Here is an 18,228-nt window from a genome sequence, read left to right as displayed (position 1 = left end):
GGGATTATCCTTTCAGTGCTTTTAGGACACGGCGCGTTGCTGCGACCGTCGGGTCATGGGTGTCTTTCAGGATGGAAACCCGGTCAAAACGCTCAGGTTCGGCGTTCACTGCGTTCCGCATTGCTGCTCCAAACGCCATACGCAATTCGGTTCCAATGTTGAATTTACAAATGTTTGTCGTTTTTGCGAGGCGGGTGCGTTGCGCCACTGGCACGCCGGACCCACCATGAATAACCAAAGGCACGGTTGTCACAGCCTGAATCGCTGCAATACGTGCTTCGTCCAAGCCACCTACTTTGTCTTCCTGCAAATGCACGTTCCCGACCGAAATCGCCAGCGCATCAACGCCCGTTTCAGAAGCGAATATCGCGGCTTCCTCAGGGTCAGTGCCGGCCGAACTTTCGCCCTTTGCATATCCCACGAAACCGATCTCCCCCTCGCAGGAAATGCCTGCGTTGTGGGCCATATCGGCGATACGCTTAGTTTCTTTGATGTTCTGCGCCAATGGCTTGCGTGAGCCGTCAAACATCAACGAGGTAAAGCCCGAGTCAAGCGCCTCCGCGCACTCGTCATAGGTATAGCCGTGGTCAAGATGGGCGACCACTGGCACGCTTGATACCTTTGCCAAGTGCAGGAACATTTTGCCCAAGATGGGCAATGGCGTGTGCTCGCGGCACCCGGGGCCAGCTTGCAAGATAACTGGGCAGTTTTCGGCCTCGGCAGCGGCAACAAATGCGCGCATATCCTCCCAACCAAGGGTCACCAGCCCGCCAACGGCGTAGCCATTCTTCAACGCAGGTTGCAAGACATCGGCAAGGGTAACCAAGGGCATGGCAGGTCTTCCAAGTGAGAGCCAAAATCGGCTTTTGGCATTTGCGTTTCGGGGCAGAGGGTTAGCTGTGAGTGTTCTATTTGAACTTCGCGATCATGTCCTTGATGCCGGGGATCGTTTCGATCTGATAGGCATGGGACGGCTGGAAGAACTGCACCAACGACCGCTGCGATAGGCCGCCAAGGATCGTGAAGTAATACATCTGATAGCCGGGCAATACGCAGCACGGATGATAGCCGCTATCAAGGCAAATTGTTGAGCTGTCTACCAAATGGTAAGCATCGCCTGGCTTGCCATCCTCGCGCTGCAACATCTGCACACCGGAGCCATGTTTTGGTTTAAAGCGAAAATTGTAGGTTTCGTCATGGCGGGTCTCGATCGGCAGGCGATCAGTATCGTGCTTGTGTGATGGAAACCCAGACCAGCCACCTTCGCCTACTGTATAGAGTTCAGACACCAACAACCGGCCTACTTTGTCATGCTGCTTCTGACCAAGGATATGCTTGATTTTGCGGTGGGTTTTGGTGTCATCCGAGCCATATTGAACTAAATCCAATTCGTCAGAGCGGACAGCAAATGCCTCCAAGACGTTGTCATAGCGCGCACCTGCCACGAAAATTTCAGCTTCATCAGATGTGCACACCATTTCGACCTTCGCCGCTGTGGGAGCGTAGACGCCTTCTGGCTCGCCACCCCAAACGTCTTCTACGCGGCCACCCAAATCTGCGGCTTTGAACCCTTCGACATTTACGTCAATCGTACCCGTGGCAGGGACAATGCAGGTCTCGTAGCCCGGTACTGCGTATTCGAACGCCTGGCCCTTCTTCAATTTGACGATGTTGAAATAATTGAGCGGTACGGTTGCATCCTCCACATCAACGATGGGTTTGTTTTGGTTATCAAATGGAGCGATATGCATGGTCGTGCCTCTAACTTTCGGTTGGGCCGGAATGCTCGGCCAAAAATGTTTCAAGTGTTTGTGTATCTGGCATTGCTGGTGCGCAACCCGGGCGTGATACAGTGACCGACGCGCAAGCAGAGCCGCGCAGTATGGCTGTTTTCAAGTCGTGCCCGCCCGCTAGAGAGGTGACGAGTCCGGCCATAAAGCTGTCTCCGGCGCCGGTTGGTTTAAGGGCTTCCACCGGGTAAATGCCAGTGCGGATTTCTTCGCCGTTAGCGAAGGTGATTGCCCCCTCAGGGCCCATTTTGTAGACAACCATCGTTGCCGAAGTCTTCGATAGATCGCGCGCTTTGTCTAAGCCCTTCGCGATGTCGCCTGCCATAAACCCGAACTCTTCATCGTTGCCGACGATCATGTCGCAGTGGGCCGCAGCTCTACTCAACACGTCTGAGGCAACTTCGGCCGACGGCCACGAATAGGGCCGATAATCCACATCGAAAATGATCGGCAGGCCTGCCTTTTTTGCCAAGGAAAATGCGTGAAAGGTTGCTGATCGTGATGGCTCTGCTGCAAAGACTGTTCCGGCGGTGATTAGCGCGCCAAAGCGGGAGTAATCAACAGCCTCGACGTCTGCTAAATCCATTTGAAAATCAGCAGCGCCGTTGCGGTAGATGACAGATTGATGCCCTTCGATGCGACTTTCATAGACCGCGAGCGAATTGCGATATTCGCCACCAACAGGATTTACGTAGGTTCCATCCACGCCATAATGCGCAAGTTGGTTGGTGCAATACCGCCCAATACTGTCATCTGAGACGCGCGTGACCAGTGCGGCCTGTCCGCCTAGTTTGCAAATCCCTGCCGCAATATTCGCGGACGAACCACCCAAGCCTGCATGAAACACGGTGGCGTCCTCTGTCGCTGTGCCTGGCGGATCAGCGAAGAAGTCCATTCCTGCGCGACCTACGATGATAAAGTTGTTGGCCTTGATGCCTTCTATCAACGCGGACATTCAGACCCCCTTTCGCTGACGGGGACGTGTTGCTTCCCAATCTTTGTGGGATTGTGTCACTTTTTCGCTGTCAGAAATATGAGGCGTGCCGACTTCCCACCACGCGTGCCCTCCGGTGGTCCAACCCTCGTAGGGGTCGACTTTCATGACGATGACATAGGTCTGATCTGATGCCTTGGCGCGCGCGAAAGCTTCCGGCAATCCTGAGGGGCTTTCCACCGTCTCCGCTACAGCACCTAGAGCTTGAGCATGAGCCTCGAAATCGACACGTATTTGGTTGGTCGCTGTTGGAGTGTCGGCGATCAAGTTATTAAAGCTCTCATTGCCGGTGTTGTTCTGCAGTTTATTGATGACGGCAAATCCGCCGTTGTCCAAGACCAGAACAATCATCTTCTTTTGAGTCAGAACAGACGAATAGATGTCCGAGTTCATCAGTAAGTATGATCCGTCTCCGGTAAAGACGATGGTGTCTTTGTCAGGCTCTGTTTCAGATTGCGCGATTCGTGCGCCCCAGCCCCCGGCGATCTCATAGCCCATGCACGAAAAACCGAACTCAACATCCACGGTGCCAATATCCAAGGTACGCCAATTCGCCGTCACCTCAGCTGGTAAACCGCCCGCCGCTGCGACGACACGATCACGTGGGTCACATGCGTCGTTTATCGCCCCAATCGCTTGTGCGTAAGACGCCGGGCCGTTGCCAATGCGGGTATTCTCGGACACGTAGTCGTCCCATTTACCTCGCTCCGTCCGAGCTTTGGCCGTCCAGTCCTCGGGCGTTGAGTAGTCACCCAACGCTGTGCTTAGCGCAAGAAGACCAAGCTTGGCATCCCCTACGACGGTCGCAGACATATGCTTCGCCGCATCATGGCGCGCTGCGTTTAGGCCGATGATCTTCGCGTGTTTGTCGAATGCCGTCCAAGAGCCGGTGGTAAAATCTTGCAACCGCGTTCCAACGGCGAGAATTACATCGGCTTCCTGAGCAATCGCATTTGCGGAGTCTGATCCGGTGACACCAAGAGGACCGATATTCAAATCATGGATCGCGACCATATTGGCCCGTCCCGCAATCGTTTCGACAACTGGAATGGAATGTACTTCAGCAAAATGGGTCAGCTCCGCTACTGCGCCGGAATACTGGACACCGCCGCCTGCGATAATCATCGGACGCTTCGCGCTTTTCAATAAGCTGGCCGCCTCTGTCACTTCGTCGGCATCAGGGGATTGCCTGCGGATTCGGTGAACATGATCTTCAAAAAACGCCAATGGATAGTCGTAGGTCCAGCCTTGCACGTCTTGGGGGAGGCCAAGAAATGCAGGGCCACAATCTGCCGGATCAAGCATCGTGTTCAATGCAGCCGGTAGGGACTGCATAATTTGGGCCGGATGAGTGATCCTATCCCAAAAGCGACTTACCGCCTTGAACGCATCATTCACGCCAAGCGTCGGATCGCCGAAATGCTCAAGTTGTTGCAGCACCGGATCGGGCAAACGTGTGATAAAGGTATCCCCGCACAGCATCAAAACAGGCAAACGGTTGGCGTGGGCCAAAGCCGCGCTTGTCAAGAGGTTGGCCGTACCCGGACCGGCGGACGCCGTACAGAACATGAAGCGACGGCGCAAATGTGCTTTGGCGTACGCGGCAGCGGCGAACCCCATGCCCTGTTCGTTTTGACCGCGATAGAGTGGCAGCTTGTCTTGATGATCGTGAAGAGCTTCACCAAGGCAGGTTACATTTCCGTGGCCAAATATGCCAAATCCACCGCCGCAGAGTCGCGTTTTCTTGCCTTCGATCTCAATATATTGAGCAGCCAAATAGCGCAAAATTGCTTGCGCTACTGTCAAAGTGATTGTGCCGCCTGCCTGTGTCACAACGCTTTCTCCACATCATGGTCTATGTTTTGTATATGCGCGCAAATAATGTGTATTGACCTGCGCCCCAAAACAAGGATAGCCGTTTTGCAACCGGTTGCAACGTAATTCTTCGCGGAGTCTAGTAAAGTGGATGAAATCAGGATCGGAATTGTTGGCGGTGGCTATATGGGAAAAGCCCATGCTGTCGCCTATGCAGCTGTTGGCGGTATTTTCGATACGCCTTTGCGCCCCATTCTAGAAATGGTTTGCGCATCATCGCCGGAATCAGCTGAACGCTACCGCAAATCCTTTGGTTTCAAAAGGGCCACTGCAGATTGGCGAACGCTGGTCGACGATGAACTAGTCGACGCAATTGTTATCGCATCTCCGCAAAGTACGCATCGCGCGATTGCGGAGGCGGCCTTTTCGCTTGGCAAACCGGTCTTTTGTGAAAAGCCCCTTGGCGCATCTCTAGGGGATAGTCGCGCAATGCTTGCCGCGGCGGACCGGTCAGGCTGTGTCAACATGGTCGGGTTTAACTATATCCGCACCCCAGCGTCCCAATATGCGCGCCAGTTGATTGACAGTGGTCGGATTGGTGAGGTCACGTGGTTTCGCGGCGAACATACCGAAGACTTTCTCGCCGACGCTGAATTACCCGTAACATGGCGCACAGACGGCGATGCAAACGGAACAATGGGCGACCTCGCGCCTCATATGATCAACGCCGCACGTGCACTGATCGGCCCTATCACCTCGTTGATTGCCAGTGTTGAGACGGTCCATAGCAAGCGGCCCGGCGGGACAGTTACCAATGACGATCAGGCACAAATGATGTGCCGGTTTGAAAACGGGGCGCAGGGGCATCTGTTCTTCAGCCGCGTCGCGACCGGGCGAAAAATGGGCTATGCCTATGAGATACACGGGACCAAAGGCGCGATCCGCTTTGACCAAGAAGATCAAAACGCGCTGCATCTTTACACGATGGATGGGCCGGAGGCAGAGCGGGGGTTCCGCAAAATCTTGACCGGCCCCGCTCACCCAGACTACCTGCCATTTTGCCAGGGGCCTGGGCATGGCACAGGGTATCAGGATCAAATCATAATAGAGGCGCACGACTTTCTACGTGCCTTACATGAAAAACGAAATATTTGGCCTACCTTCGCCGAAGGTATGGAGGTCAATAGAGTCGTAGATGCAGCGCTGTCTTCAAGTCGGAAAAGAGCTTGGGTCGACATCGCGGACTATTAATATGAGGGTTACAACATGATCAAAATCGGGAATGCACCCTGCTCTTGGGGCGTGGAATTTGCGGATGACCCGCGCAACCCAGCGTGGCGTAAGGTCCTTCAGGAAAATGCGGACGCCGGGTTCACTGGGATTGAATTGGGGCCGGTTGGCTTCATGCCCGAAAACCCTTCCTTGCTGTCCGAGGCGTTGGAGGAATTCGGGCAAGAACTGGTGGGTGGTGTCGTATTCCGCCCCTTCCATGATCCTGAACAATGGGATGACGTAATGGATGGGGCTGTGCGCACGTGCAAAGCACTCAAGGCGCACGGCGCTGAGCATCTTGTATTGATCGACAGTATTTCGCCTCGCCGTGCACCGACTGCTGGTCGTGCCCATGAGGCCGAGCAGATGGACAAAGCCGAGTGGTCCGCATTTCGCGATAGGATCGCGACGATCGCAAAGATGGGATCTGAGGAATATGGGCTAACCGTCGGGATGCATGCACATGCTGGTGGTTTCATCGACTTTGAGCCGGAGCTGGAGCGCCTGCTTGACGAAGTGGACGACTCTATCCTCAAGATTTGCTTTGACACAGGCCACCACTCCTACGCCGGATTTGACCCTGTCGCATTTATGAAGCGGCATATCGACCGGATCAGCTATATGCACTTCAAAGATATTGATCCCAAAGTGAAGGCAGACGTTGTTGCCAAACGCGCCGACTTTTACGATGCGTGCGGTCAAGGAATCTTCTGCAATTTGGGCGACGGTGACGTCGATTTCCCTGCTGTCCGTCAAGTGCTACTCGACAGCGGCTTTGATGGGTGGTGCACAGTTGAGCAAGACTGTGATCCGGAGGGCGACACCTCGCCGATTGATGATGCCAAATTGAACCGGGGCTATCTAGAATCCATCGGCTTTAAAGGAGCCTAAGCCATGACAAAACTGAAATGGGGTATGATCGGCGGCGGCGAAGGCAGCCAAATTGGGCCAGCTCACCGTTTGGGCTCAGGGCTCGATGGATTGTTCGAATTCAGCGCAGGTGCGTTGGACCACCGTGCTGAACAAGGTATCGACTATGGTCAACGCCTTGGCCTCGGTGATCGTGCTTACGGGTCGTGGCAAGATATGCTTGAAGGCGAAAAAAACCGTGAGGACCGCGTTGATTTGGTCACTGTCGCGACGCCTAATTCCACCCACTTTGAGATTACCAGAGCATTCCTCGAAGCCGGTTTTCATGTTCTGTGTGAAAAGCCGATGACCATGACCGTTGAAGAGGGTCAAGAGATTGTGAAAATTGCCCAGAAATCAGGCAATATCTGCGCGGTGAATTACGGCTATTCCGGTTATTCTCTGGTGCGTCATATGAAGGCAATGATTGCGCGCGGCGATATCGGGAAAGTGCGGTTGGTAAATGCTGAGTTTGCGCATGGCCATCATGCGGATGCTGCCGATGCAGACAACCCGCGCGTGCGCTGGCGGTATGATCCCGCGCAGGCTGGTGTTTCAGCACAGTTCGCTGACTGCGGCATCCATGCGATGCATATGGCCAGTTTTGTAACCGGCCAAGAAGTGACACAGCTTTCCGCTGATACAGTGTCTTGCATTGAGGTACGTACTCTCGAAGACGATGCAATGGTCAACTTCCGTATGGATGGCGGGGCCGTGGGGCGTTTATGGACCTCCTCCATTGCCATTGGGCGCCAGCACGGGCTTGGAATTCAGGTTTTTGGCGAAACTGGTGGGCTGCGCTGGAGCCAAGAACAGCCCAACCAGCTATATTATATGCCGCTGGGCGAACGCCTACAGATTATCGAGCGCGGGGAGGCCAATCTTTCTCCGGAAGCGGATCGTACAACCCGCGTCACGATCGGTCATGCCGAAGGGATGCCGCTGGCATTCGCCAACATCTACAAAGATTTGGCCGAGGCGATTGGTGCGCGCAAGGACGGCCGTGAAATGGACCCCGCTGCCAACCTATATCCGCGTGCTGAAGACGGTCTGCGTTCGATGGCGGCCGTTGTGGCTGTTGCCGAAAGCGGCAAGGAAAACGGCGCATGGCTTGATGCCAGACCGCCAATGTTTCGCTAATTTGGGTGAATTGGGTTAATTTCGGCGTGGTCTGAGCGTTCCACGCTCAACCACCGAACAATCAAAAAGACGGGCTTGGGGCGGGATATCTTGATCTTGCACCAAGGCCGCCACGCGTTCGATTGATGCAGCAATAATTTCCGGAAATGGATTGTGAATTGTCGTCAAATTGATGTTGGCCCAGCTGGCCATTTTCATGTCATTGAGGCCGATCAGTCCCACATCCGCTGGCACCCGCAATCTCGCCGATTGCAACGCAGACAGCGCGCCAATGGATAACACGTCATCGGCGCAGAAATAGGCTTGTGCAGGATCGGATTTCAAAAGCCGCGTCATCTCGCTATGGCCCGCTTCAAAGGAGTAAGCGTTTGCGAAACTTGTCGTTGCTGACATGCCTTTATGCAACGCTACTTCTGATAAGAACCCCTTTTCCCGATCAAGGGTCGAAGTCGCATCAGCGGGACCACCCAAGAACCCGACTTCAGTATATCCGCGTTCTATCAATGTGCGGGCCGCTAGCCTGCCTGCGGCGATGTTGTCGATGCCAAGAACATCAACATCAGGTAGGGCAGAATGTCTGCCAAATGAATGGACCGCTGGAACGCCTGCATCGCGGAACGCTTTGGCGAATGCCGGTGGTAGCGTCGACGACGCCACAATAACCCCGTCAACCGAATACTGGCGTAACATTCTGATTGAGGCGTCCGGGTCAGTTTCATCCGTCAAATTGACCAACAGCGGACGCAGGTCGCGCTGCTGCAGTCCGCGCGTAAATAGGTCGAACACCTCTAGAAAAACCGGATTGTGAAAGTTGTTCGACACCAACCCGATCATTTTGGTGCGCCCGGTCGTGAGAGAAGAGGCAAGCGCGTTGGGGCTGTAGCCCAAAGCGGTCGCCGCGCTCATAACCTTTTTTCGTGTTTTAACTGATACCGACGCCCCTTCGGTATAGGTCCGCGACACAGCGGAGCGCGACACACCAGCCAGTTCGGCGACATCTTTCAATGTAACGGCCATGCCCGCGCTCCCCTTAGTCTTTGGGAGCAGCAGTATAATCTATGGTGGCAAATCGCCATCCACAAACCACGCTAATCCCCAAGAAGATGATGCCCCACATGGGTGCGCCCGCAGACATCTCAAACAGTCCCCAAACCGCGGTTATCACTACGACAAGGACGCGTATCCAAGGTGGTGCGAAAAAGGGGTCTGTCAGATCAAATAGTTTTCTCACGCTGCCCCTTCATACTCTGCGCCTGTTTTTGCCCCTGTGATGTAGGCTACGACATCTTGGCCGTCTGTTTCATCCTTGTTCAGGTTTGCAACGATCCGACCTCGGCGAAAGACGATGATCCGGTCAACCAGATCAAACACCTGACGCATGTTGTGAGATACCAGAATAAGACTCTCGCCTTGTTTTTTCAGGGTGCGGATGATGTTTTCCACCTGCTCAGTTTCTTGAACGCCCAAAGCAGCGGTTGGCTCGTCCATGATGGTGAGCTTGGACGCGAATGTGGCCGTGCGCGCAATCGCAACACATTGCCGTTGGCCCCCGGACATATTGGCGATGGTGTTGCGGATGTTGGGGATTTTCACGCCAGTCTTCTCGAGGCCAGCCATTGTATCCTCACGCATCGCCTTATAGTCCAAAACCCGAAATGGGCCGAGGAAGTTGAACTTTGTCTTCTCACGTCCGAGGAACAGGTTGTCCGGCACGTTAAGGTCATCAGCCAAAGCTAGAGTTTGGAATACGGTTTCGATCCCGGCTTCACGCGCATCCAAAGGCCCGGCAAAATTCACATCGTTTCCGTCAAAGGTCACGGTGCCGCGTGTGCGTTGCTCAACTCCGGTGATTTGCCGTACGAAGGTCGATTTCCCCGCGCCGTTGTCACCCATGATGGCAACGTGTTCGCCGTTTTTGAGAACAAAGTCTGCGTCCTCAAGCGCATGGACGCCGCCATAGTGCTTGGTTAGGCCTTTGGTTTCCAGAATGATGTCTGACATGTCTTGATCTCCCCTAAGCCCGAGCCGCAGCGCGTTTTTGTTGCCACTGATCAAGCGCAACCGCGCCCACGATGATACAGCCAAGCACCATTTCTTGATAGAATGCGCCAAGGCGTAGGAACGTAAAGCCTGATGTGATTACGCCGATAATCAGCGCGCCGATCACCGTCCCGACGATGGAGCCACGCCCACCAAAGAGCGATACGCCGCCAATAACCGCCATTGCGATTGCATCAAGCTCGTAGGACAGGCCCATGCCCGATTGCGCGGTCAGGTTCTTGGACGTTAAAATCACGGCTGAGAGGCCCGCAAGCATACCGGCAATCGCATAAACCAAAACCAGATGGCGCGGCACGTTTATGCCCGACATACGGGCTGCAGCCTCGTTAGAGCCGATGGCAAACGTGTGCTTGCCGTAGAGGGTGTAATTCATCACGAGGTGAAAAAGCAGCGCAAGGGCAAGGAAGATAATCACAGGATTCATACCCGCGCCGATCACGGCATATGCTTCTGTTGGAAACGACACTGGGTTGCCCGAGGACCACCACTGCGCCACGCCACGCGCGAAAAGCATCATGCCCAATGTGGCAATGAAAGGCGGAATGCGTGAATAGGCGACTAGGATGCCGTTAATTATGCCCGCGATAATCCCGCAACCAAGGCCGACCATCACCGGAACAATGACGGGTAGGTCAAGGAATGCCGGACCAAAGATCGCCTTTGGGTTTGGGGCACCGTTCACTTCAGCAACCTGCGCGAAGCTCATGGCAATCATAGCCGTGGCTCCAAGCACGGAGCCGGACGACAGGTCGATGCCCGCGGTGATAATCACCTGCGTTACACCCAGAGCGATGATGCCAACGATGGCCACCTGAATAATGATGATGCGCAAACGTGCTTCGTTGAAAATGCTGTCGAAGCGATCGTTGGTGTCGAACAATAGGCTTTGTCCGACAAAGACTGCGCCTAGAATTTCAAAGATTATGACGATGAGAATGAGGGCTGCCAGAACGTTTAGCTCGTTCGGCCATTGCCGCTTGGATTTGTCGAAGGTCAGGCCGCCTGTGCCTTGACTTGTATCTGACATCGTTTCAGCTCCCCCGATGCGTCAATTAAGAAGTAATGTACCGGGGCGCAGCAAAATGCGCGCGCCCCGGCGTGTATAAATTTGCCGGCTTACGGTAGGAATTCACCGATGTTCTCTGGTGTGACCAGCTTGAACGGAATGAAGACAGCCTTATCGACGTCTTCGCCATTGATCAGAGCGATAGCAGTATCGATGGAACCTGCACCCTGACCTGCGAGGTCTTGGAACACGGTTACATCCATCTCGCCTGCCTGCATGGACACCAGTGCATCGGATGTTGCGTCAACCCCTCCGACGACCACGTCGTCCATGGAGATGCCAGCGGCCTTCATCGCTTGGATTGCACCAATCGCCATTTCATCGTTGTTGCCGAAAACAGCGTCAAACGGCTCGCCCGATGAAATCCAGTTGGTCATGAGGTCTTGGGCTTTATCGCGCGACCATTCAGCGGTTTGCTTGTCGATCAACGTGATGAAGTTACACATGTCCATTCCGATAACGTCTTCGAAGTCTTTCGACCGTTGAACGGCAGCTTGGTTGGACAGCTGTCCCATCAGCATGTACGCCCTTGCACCACCAGACTTACCTTGTGCGCGCAGATCTTGGCACATGCGGAATGCGGCCAACGTGCCAGACTCAATCTCGTTGGATGCTACAAACGCTTGTCCATCGGGCAGCGTGGCCATGTTGATTGGTTGACGGTTGACGTAAACTAGTGGAACGCCAGCAGATGCGGCAGCGGCTGACATGGCCTCGGTCGCGTTGGTATCAACGGCGTTCACGATGATCGCATCGACGCCAGATGCGATGAAGTTGTTGATCTGGTCAAGTTGCTTCGCCACGTCGTCTGTCGCGTCTTCAACTTGCAGGCTCACACCGTCAAGCTTGGCCTCGTGTGCTGCCATACCGTTGCGCATTACGGTCAACCCGTTGTCGTCGAAACGAGCAACCGAAACACCGATTTGCTGTGCGAACGCACCTGTGCTCATCAGTGCTGTCAGGCCAGCGGCCAAAACGAACTTTTTCATTGGTTTCCTCCCAAAATCGTGCCCGGCGCACGGTTCATTAATGCCGGGGCCCCAAGAAAGGGCGTTTACTTCATCCTTCTACGCCGCCAGTTCGGCCACATTCGAAGTTATGAAAGCTGTTGATGCCGACAATGCAGATGTCGGATCGATCAATTCATGCACATCTGGTGCAAATGCCTCGAACGAAAGCGGGCCCGAGTAGCCCTGTCTTCGCAAATGTGAAATCTGATCAATGCTGCCCAGACGATCATTGCTATCGATTAGCCCGCGATGTGCATCGATCATGTTGCGGGTTGCGACGGTCGGATCAGCGACGCCAGAAATATGAACCATTCTGGTCGCGTCCGCGAAATACGCAGCCTCTCCGGACAGGGCGTGATGAAATGTATCGTGGATCAGGGCAAAGCAATCTGGACGCCCCATATCCTCCAGCACGGCCATCGCATCACCCTTTTGGCGCAGGCTGCTATTGGAAAAGCCCAGCGGCTCTATCAGTGCGGTGATACCGTTATCTTCCAACATCGGCCTAAGCGCATTCAAAGCGTCACGGAGCAAGGCGCGTTGCATTGCACGATCAATTGGCATCTCTGCCACGCGAGGGATCAAAGCAATCGCCTCTGCTCCACATTCCTGGGCGGCGCGCGCAAGGCTTAGCGCCGCATTCCGTGTTTGAGTGGTGTTATCATTAAAGGCGTAAACTTCGGCTAATACAAAAATACTGAGGCCCCGAACGCAGGCTTCGTCGCGTATTTCTGCAGGGCTTCGTCCATCAAAAATCTCGGATGCAAGGTCGTTGCGCAGCTCTACGCCTACGCATCCCAACGACTTAGCGGCGTCCAAAACCTCAACGGTGGATGACGCGGGCATTGTCATATGATTGAGACACATCGGTGGCATTGCTTTGAGATATTCCTCCATGATTCGAGGATCACTTTAGAGTGGTTGGGAATTTTTGCAACCGGTTGCATGATGTCAGAACCTGCACCGCTGAGTTGGAATGGAAGTTAACCGGTCGCGAGCGATTGCGCCGATGTTTGGCGCTTTGCGTTGCAGGTGGCTCTGCCGTTACGGCAGGTGAATTGACAATTGCAACCGTGAACAACGGTCCCATGATCGAAATGCAAACGCTGACGTTAAAGCTCGAAGAGGCCAACCCGGCACCACAGTGAACCGGCTCATCACTTTGATCAGAGTTCTGGGCCGAGAGTTTAAGAGCGTAGCCCGGCCGCGTCCGTTGGCGCCGTTAGAATAAGTGAGTGCATTTCTTAACTGCGCTGGACTTGCAGAACCGCGGACGTTGTCGATGCTGATCACGACCGGTCGCACGGATTGAGGAACCTGACTCGGTCGCTCGACGCGCATGCTTACCCAGTTATTCACGCAGCTGTGAGAATGTCGTCGTTGACCCTCCACCAAGTGGAAGGTGTAGCAAGTAAGATCACGACTTGGATGTTTATAACCATGCGGATTCTGTTATCATCATGGGCTATGTCCAAGAGTTTCAACGTGCCAATGGTATCAACTTGCAGCGAGAATAGGATACGACATATGAAAGCCATTCTACTTGCCGGGCTTGTAAGCATCTGGGCTGTGGTCGCCTCTGCACATTCGCCGCTAATGGCAACGACGCCCGCCAACGAAGCCACCCTTGCGGAAATACCTACCGAGATCGCGCTGATCTTCAAAAATAACATTCGGCTGACGCGGGTTACTTCTGCGCATGAGAATGGGGATCCCATGAAAGTGGAAATTAGCTCCCAAACCAAATTTGCGACCGATTTCCTGCTGCCGTTTAATGGGGTGGAGCGTGGCGATTACATTATTGAATGGCGGGGACTTGGCGAGGATGGCCATGCCTTGAACGGCAGCTTCGTCTTTACGGTTAAATAGCGGATGCCCGACCTTTGGGGGATCGCTGCAATCGTTGCAAAGTTCGGGCTCTATCTTGGGATATTCACGGCGGCGGGAACGGTTTTCACCGCCGTGATCTTCCGGCTAGTTAGGTATCGCGGCGTTGCGTGCGGTTTTGCTTGTATCGGGCTGGTCTCAGCCTTGATGTCATTCTTTCTTCAAGGGGCAATGTTGACCGGGGATGCGTCGGGTTTGAGTGACCCAGAAATGCTGGGTCTGCTTTGGCAAACCCCATCCGGCACGGCGTTGATGTATCGAATGGCGGGGCTGGGCCTACTGATTGCGGGGCTTTTCGCTGGGCGGATCGGGCTGGTGGGATCAGCTAATGGTGGTGTTTTGGCAATATGGTCGTTCAACCACATTGGGCACGTCGCGGGCCAGAACGCGTTGCTGCTTGACCTAGCGCTGATGTTGCACTTGTTAGTCGCTGCGTTTTGGATAGGTATCCTGATGCCGCTTAGAAGGCTGGCGAGGTCCCGTGAAACGGCTGATGTCGCAGCGTCTGTTGGGCATCGGTTCGGGCAGATCGCCTCAGTAGCGGTTCCGATCCTGATCGTCGCTGGCGTGTATATGGGCTATGTTCTGGTTGGTTCCGTCTCGGCATTATTTGGAGCGGCTTACGGTCAGGCGATAATAATCAAGCTGACGCTTGTGGGGATACTTCTGGCTTTGGCTGCTTTGAACAAACTGCGCTTTGTCCCGGGCTTGCAGGCTGGGGATGAAAGCGCGGCGCGCAAACTTGCCAAGGCGATCACATTCGAATGGATCATTGTGTTGCTGATCCTTGCCACGACAGCTGTACTCACCACGTCCCTAACGCTTCCAACCTAAGATGCCTGGTGGCCTCCGCAGCCAAAGTAATGGCCGTCTGAACCTCAAACGAAGTTGATATGCTTGTTCAGCGGTAACTCACGGATACGCTGGCCAGTTGCAGCGAATATGGCATTGGCCAGGGCAGGGGCGGCAGGTGGCACGCCGGGTTCGCCTATGCCCCTGATTTTAGACGCGTTGGACAGTGCTTTCACTTCGATAACTGGTGTTTGATACAAGCGCATGCCCTCGTAGGCGTGAAAGTTGTCCTGCTGTGGCGCGTGGTTCTCGTAAGTCAGCTCAGCATTCATAGCGTGGCCGAGGCCGAAGATAACGCCGCCGAAAACCTGTGCTTCAAAGTTTGTGGGATCAAGCACTGGTCCGCTATCGACTACGCAAAAAACCTTGTCGATTTTGATGCCTGCGTCAGTTTTCGTGACTTCAATCACTTGTGCGACGGGCACCCCGAACGACATGCAAAACGCAACGCCTCGGCCTCGGTTTTCTCCTGGAGTTGATCCATCCCACCTAGACATGTCGCCGACGGTTTCCAATACCTTGCGCGATGCGTCATCTAGGCATAGCCGGATGCGTTCGGCCAACGGATCCACGCCTGCTGCGTGGATCAGCTCGTCAAGGAAGCAGTCATGGAAGAACCCGTTGCCTGACGCTCCGACCGAGCGCCATGATGAGACAGGTACCATGTCCGGCGCGCGGTAACCCGTGACGCGGTAGTTCGGAATATCGAAAGGTTGATCCCATGACCCAGTGGTAATCGTCGCATCTGGGCCGGGGATGGTCGTCCCTGTTAAGCGTCCAAACCAATTGGGCGTCAACGCGGATTGGCTGACCGAGAGATCGAATGTATCAACTTTTCCGTCTGCGACCTTGCCACGTCCGCGCGAGACGGCGGCGGGGCGAGGGTAGTCGTGCGTCATATCCTCCTCGCGCGACCACGTCATTTTCACGGGTGTGCCTTTGACTGCCATGGCCAGCTCGACGGCTTGCTCTACATGGGTCATTTCCAGCTTGTGACCGAAACTGCCGCCCATGGGCTGAACGTAGACAAAGACTTGCTCCTCATCGAGGCCGGTGAGTTGCGCGGCTTTGTTGCGGATGAAAAGTGGAATTTGCGTGCCGGTCCAAATTTCGCACGCGGTATTGGTAACGCGCGCAATCGCGTTCATGGGCTCCAGCGGTGCGTGGGCCAAATAGGGGATGCGGTAGGTGGCTTCGATTACTTCGCCCCGTTCGAGCGCGCCGCTTACGTCGCCTTCATCGCGCTGTCGGTGGTCGTACATGTCTTCATTGTCGACGGCTTTCTCGAGGATATCGAACATCTCAATCGAGCTTGCGGGATAGGGGCCAGCGCTCCACTCGCACTCGATTGCGTTGACCGCTTGAAACGCGCGCCATGTATTATCTGCGATGACGCCCACGCCATGTTTGATTGGCACAATTTTTTGAACCCCGCGCATGGCCTCAGCGGCAGAGGCATTGAAGCTAAGTAAATCGCCCCCGATCCCGGGGTTCGCGCGGACGGAGGCGTAGACCATGCCCTCGACTGCGTAGTCGATGCCATAGATCTCGGTGCCTGTGCACTTAGCGACCATATCAAGGCGTTTGGCATTCACCTTGCCCAAGAGACGCCATTCACTGGGATCGCGGAGTGTGACATCCGTGATCGGATCAATCGTTGCTGCGTCGGCCGCAAGATCGACGTAGGAGATTTGAGTGCCGTCCGGCAGGATCACCCGTCCGGCGTCGGTCTTAAGCTCAGTGCGAGAGACACCCGCGCGCTGGGCGGCAGCCTCTTTGAGCGTTTCGCGAGCAACGGCCCCCGCCATTCTCAGTTTGATGTAGCTATCAGGTACTGTGGATGATCCACCCGTTACCTGCATCTGAAAAATCTTGGCGGGCACGGCCATGAAACTGCGCATCGTTTCGGCGACGGCCCCCTGATCATAAGCTGGAAAGGGCACACCTTCCTGTAGAACCGCGCTGTTGAAGTAAGCGGGACCAGGCATGCCGGGGCTGATGGTTGCTGTTACCGGATCAATGTCTAACTCCTCTGCGATCAGGCTCGCTTGTATTGAGTAAGAGCCTTGGCCCTTATCAGCGCGAGGCGTGATAAGCGTGATCCCGTTTGCCTCAATCTTGACGTAAGGCGTAATAGCGGCCTCGCCATCTGCGAGGTCTTGCAGGAGGGGGTTTGGTATAGCGCGTTTCGCTAGGTAAGTGCCGAAGGCCACCCCACCTACGATGGTCGCGGATCCGATCAAAAACGTGCGGCGAGCGATTTTTCCAGCTTGGCTCATGAGCTATGTTCCGTTCAGCTTGGCGGCGGCGGATTTCACTGCCGCGCGGATTCGTGGGTAGGTACCGCACCGGCACAGATTGGCAGACATTGCGTCGTCAATATCGTCATCCGTGGGGCGAGAGTTGGTATCCAAGAATGAGGCCGCTGACATAATCTGCCCAGACTGGCAGTACCCGCATTGTGCGACCTGATGCTCGATCCAAGCCTCTTGGACGACATGAAGTGCAGCACGCGTTCCCAAGCCCTCGATGGTTGTGACTACACCGTCCAAATCACCGATTTCCAATTGGCAGGAGCGGACGGCTTCTCCGTCTATATGGACCGTGCAGGCCCCACATTGCGCGATGCCACAACCGTATTTTGGGCCAGTGATACCAAGCTCGTCGCGCAACACCCACAGCAGCGGCATCTCGGGTTCAACGTCAACCTCGTGGTCGGTGCCATTTACTGTCAATTTCATCGAAGAACTCCTAATCTTCAGCGTCGAATTACTATAGCCCAAATAGGCGATAGTGGGAGTTGCAGTTCGTGCCGATGACGTAACGTATCATGCGTATTCGAGTTTGGCTGTGTGACAAGACGGTCTAAGGACTGCACCAACGTCTTGGTCTATTCGTCGAAGTCGACTTGGCCAATCATCGGAAGGTCGGTCACACATTGCCCGCACAGCGGCGATGCGCGCGTTTCGCTGGAGGGGATGAACCTGAATCATCGTGCGGACGGTGGATCGATCATCAACTTCTCCTCGATCAGCTACATGATGGGGAATGCGGGTTATCCGTCTTACACCACGGCAAATTCCGGTTTGACTGGCATGACCCGCTCGCTGGCGCGTGAGTTTGGTCCGGACCGAATTCGCGTCAATGCTTTGGCACCTGGCTGGGTTCTGACGGAGAAACAATTGGATATGTGGGCTACCCCCGATGCGCTTGCGGCTCATTTGGAGCGGCAATGTCTGAAGGATCATTTAGCCCCGCGCGATATTGTTGACACGACACTGTTTCTTGCCTCCGATGCCAGTCGTATGATGACGGGACAGGCTGTTGTGGTGGATGGTGGCGTTGTCATGACTGGCTAGGCAGATAGCGCCTTTCATGGCGATGACTGGATATTGCCGATCTTCGGATCACTTACGTCTCAACAAAGGGAGC

The 18,228-nt window shown here is 54.8% G+C and carries 16 protein-coding genes and 1 pseudogene; 6 read left to right on the top strand and 11 right to left on the bottom strand.

Annotation, left to right across the window (positions count from 1 at the left end):
• Positions 1 to 4 precede the first annotated feature (4 nt).
• The 4 genes from BCF46_RS17300 to iolD all read right to left on the bottom strand — a co-directional run bounded on the left by BCF46_RS17300 (position 5) and on the right by iolD (position 4,617).
• Positions 5 to 832: a class II fructose-bisphosphate aldolase gene (locus BCF46_RS17300; RefSeq protein WP_121027339.1), complete on the bottom strand. Its 828-nt coding sequence runs from the start codon at positions 830 to 832 to the stop codon at positions 5 to 7.
• Between the two features lie 76 nt (positions 833 to 908).
• Positions 909 to 1,751 carry a 5-deoxy-glucuronate isomerase gene (locus BCF46_RS17295; protein ID WP_121027336.1) on the bottom strand — a complete coding sequence of 281 codons (843 nt, stop codon included), beginning with the start codon at positions 1,749 to 1,751 and terminating at the stop codon, positions 909 to 911.
• Between the two features lie 10 nt (positions 1,752 to 1,761).
• Positions 1,762 to 2,745 carry a 5-dehydro-2-deoxygluconokinase gene (gene iolC / locus BCF46_RS17290; protein WP_121027333.1) on the bottom strand — a complete coding sequence of 328 codons (984 nt, stop codon included), beginning with the start codon at positions 2,743 to 2,745 and terminating at the stop codon, positions 1,762 to 1,764.
• Positions 2,746 to 4,617 carry a 3D-(3,5/4)-trihydroxycyclohexane-1,2-dione acylhydrolase (decyclizing) gene (iolD, locus tag BCF46_RS17285; RefSeq protein ID WP_121027330.1) on the bottom strand — a complete coding sequence of 624 codons (1,872 nt, stop codon included), beginning with the start codon at positions 4,615 to 4,617 and terminating at the stop codon, positions 2,746 to 2,748.
• 129 nt (positions 4,618 to 4,746) lie between these two features.
• Between iolD and BCF46_RS17280 the strand changes: the two genes are divergently transcribed.
• From BCF46_RS17280 to BCF46_RS17270, 3 genes are read left to right on the top strand one after another with little or no spacing between them, the layout of a single operon-like run.
• The gene (locus tag BCF46_RS17280) at positions 4,747 to 5,850 is read left to right on the top strand and encodes a Gfo/Idh/MocA family protein (RefSeq protein WP_121027326.1); all 1,104 of its coding nucleotides are present in this window, start codon (positions 4,747 to 4,749) and stop codon (positions 5,848 to 5,850) included.
• A 15-nt stretch (positions 5,851 to 5,865) separates the two neighbouring features.
• A complete protein-coding gene (locus BCF46_RS17275; protein WP_121027323.1) occupies positions 5,866 to 6,762 on the top strand; it encodes a TIM barrel protein in 897 nt (298 codons plus the stop codon).
• Between the two features lie 3 nt (positions 6,763 to 6,765).
• The gene (locus BCF46_RS17270) at positions 6,766 to 7,920 is read left to right on the top strand and encodes a Gfo/Idh/MocA family protein (protein WP_121027320.1); all 1,155 of its coding nucleotides are present in this window, start codon (positions 6,766 to 6,768) and stop codon (positions 7,918 to 7,920) included.
• 15 nt (positions 7,921 to 7,935) lie between these two features.
• On the opposite strand, the gene BCF46_RS17265 is transcribed toward BCF46_RS17270, so the two are convergent.
• From BCF46_RS17265 to BCF46_RS17240, 5 genes are all read right to left on the bottom strand, one after another.
• Positions 7,936 to 8,937, bottom strand: a complete 1,002-nt coding sequence (locus tag BCF46_RS17265; protein ID WP_121027317.1) for a LacI family DNA-binding transcriptional regulator — start codon at positions 8,935 to 8,937, stop codon at positions 7,936 to 7,938.
• Positions 8,938 to 9,147: 210 nt separating this feature from the next.
• Positions 9,148 to 9,921, bottom strand: a complete 774-nt coding sequence (locus BCF46_RS17255; RefSeq protein ID WP_121027311.1) for an ATP-binding cassette domain-containing protein — start codon at positions 9,919 to 9,921, stop codon at positions 9,148 to 9,150.
• A 13-nt stretch (positions 9,922 to 9,934) separates the two neighbouring features.
• Positions 9,935 to 11,008: an ABC transporter permease gene (locus BCF46_RS17250; RefSeq protein WP_121027308.1), complete on the bottom strand. Its 1,074-nt coding sequence runs from the start codon at positions 11,006 to 11,008 to the stop codon at positions 9,935 to 9,937.
• Between the two features lie 89 nt (positions 11,009 to 11,097).
• Positions 11,098 to 12,036 carry a substrate-binding domain-containing protein gene (locus tag BCF46_RS17245; RefSeq protein ID WP_121027305.1) on the bottom strand — a complete coding sequence of 313 codons (939 nt, stop codon included), beginning with the start codon at positions 12,034 to 12,036 and terminating at the stop codon, positions 11,098 to 11,100.
• A 78-nt stretch (positions 12,037 to 12,114) separates the two neighbouring features.
• Positions 12,115 to 12,903, bottom strand: a complete 789-nt coding sequence (locus BCF46_RS17240; protein ID WP_170157967.1) for a TIM barrel protein — start codon at positions 12,901 to 12,903, stop codon at positions 12,115 to 12,117.
• Between the two features lie 681 nt (positions 12,904 to 13,584).
• On the opposite strand from BCF46_RS17240, the gene BCF46_RS17230 reads away from it, so the two are divergent.
• Together BCF46_RS17230 and BCF46_RS17225 are read left to right on the top strand one after the other, a co-directional pair.
• Positions 13,585 to 13,926, top strand: a complete 342-nt coding sequence (locus tag BCF46_RS17230; protein WP_121027298.1) for a copper resistance CopC family protein — start codon at positions 13,585 to 13,587, stop codon at positions 13,924 to 13,926.
• A 3-nt stretch (positions 13,927 to 13,929) separates the two neighbouring features.
• Complete coding sequence (locus BCF46_RS17225) at positions 13,930 to 14,778, top strand: copper resistance D family protein (RefSeq protein WP_121027295.1); 849 nt, start codon at positions 13,930 to 13,932, stop codon at positions 14,776 to 14,778.
• A gap of 44 nt (positions 14,779 to 14,822) precedes the next feature.
• Here the strand turns inward: BCF46_RS17225 and BCF46_RS17220 are convergent, their stop codons facing one another.
• Both BCF46_RS17220 and BCF46_RS17215 read right to left on the bottom strand, forming a co-directional pair.
• The gene (locus BCF46_RS17220) at positions 14,823 to 17,075 is read right to left on the bottom strand and encodes a xanthine dehydrogenase family protein molybdopterin-binding subunit (protein ID WP_121027292.1); all 2,253 of its coding nucleotides are present in this window, start codon (positions 17,073 to 17,075) and stop codon (positions 14,823 to 14,825) included.
• A 3-nt stretch (positions 17,076 to 17,078) separates the two neighbouring features.
• Positions 17,079 to 17,537, bottom strand: a complete 459-nt coding sequence (locus tag BCF46_RS17215; protein ID WP_121027289.1) for a (2Fe-2S)-binding protein — start codon at positions 17,535 to 17,537, stop codon at positions 17,079 to 17,081.
• 255 nt (positions 17,538 to 17,792) lie between these two features.
• Here BCF46_RS17215 and BCF46_RS17210 point away from each other — a divergent pair.
• Positions 17,793 to 18,155, top strand: a pseudogene (locus BCF46_RS17210) (SDR family NAD(P)-dependent oxidoreductase); the annotation flags it as partial.
• Positions 18,156 to 18,228 lie beyond the last annotated feature (73 nt).

This window comes from Litoreibacter meonggei, assembly GCF_003663885.1.
GTDB classification, from domain to species: Bacteria; Pseudomonadota; Alphaproteobacteria; order Rhodobacterales; family Rhodobacteraceae; genus Litoreibacter; species Litoreibacter meonggei.
Note: the sequence above shows the minus strand (reverse complement) of the source record. Positions and strands in the feature narration are given on the sequence as shown.

Excerpts from the sequence above, each read along its gene's own strand:
- BCF46_RS17275 (WP_121027323.1), top strand. The coding sequence starts at position 5,866 with ATGATCAAAATCGGGAATGCACCCTGCTCTTGGGGCGTGGAATTTGCG.
- BCF46_RS17255 (WP_121027311.1), bottom strand. The coding sequence starts at position 9,921 with ATGTCAGACATCATTCTGGAAACCAAAGGCCTAACCAAGCACTATGGC.
- BCF46_RS17295 (WP_121027336.1), bottom strand. The coding sequence starts at position 1,751 with ATGCATATCGCTCCATTTGATAACCAAAACAAACCCATCGTTGATGTG.
- BCF46_RS17240 (WP_170157967.1), bottom strand. The coding sequence starts at position 12,903 with ATGCCCGCGTCATCCACCGTTGAGGTTTTGGACGCCGCTAAGTCGTTG.
- BCF46_RS17245 (WP_121027305.1), bottom strand. The coding sequence starts at position 12,036 with ATGAAAAAGTTCGTTTTGGCCGCTGGCCTGACAGCACTGATGAGCACA.
- BCF46_RS17215 (WP_121027289.1), bottom strand. The coding sequence starts at position 17,537 with ATGAAATTGACAGTAAATGGCACCGACCACGAGGTTGACGTTGAACCC.
- iolC (WP_121027333.1), bottom strand. The coding sequence starts at position 2,745 with ATGTCCGCGTTGATAGAAGGCATCAAGGCCAACAACTTTATCATCGTA.
- BCF46_RS17265 (WP_121027317.1), bottom strand. The coding sequence starts at position 8,937 with ATGGCCGTTACATTGAAAGATGTCGCCGAACTGGCTGGTGTGTCGCGC.
- BCF46_RS17230 (WP_121027298.1), top strand. The coding sequence starts at position 13,585 with ATGAAAGCCATTCTACTTGCCGGGCTTGTAAGCATCTGGGCTGTGGTC.
- BCF46_RS17300 (WP_121027339.1), bottom strand. The coding sequence starts at position 832 with ATGCCCTTGGTTACCCTTGCCGATGTCTTGCAACCTGCGTTGAAGAAT.
- BCF46_RS17220 (WP_121027292.1), bottom strand. The coding sequence starts at position 17,075 with ATGAGCCAAGCTGGAAAAATCGCTCGCCGCACGTTTTTGATCGGATCC.
- BCF46_RS17270 (WP_121027320.1), top strand. The coding sequence starts at position 6,766 with ATGACAAAACTGAAATGGGGTATGATCGGCGGCGGCGAAGGCAGCCAA.
- BCF46_RS17225 (WP_121027295.1), top strand. The coding sequence starts at position 13,930 with ATGCCCGACCTTTGGGGGATCGCTGCAATCGTTGCAAAGTTCGGGCTC.
- BCF46_RS17250 (WP_121027308.1), bottom strand. The coding sequence starts at position 11,008 with ATGTCAGATACAAGTCAAGGCACAGGCGGCCTGACCTTCGACAAATCC.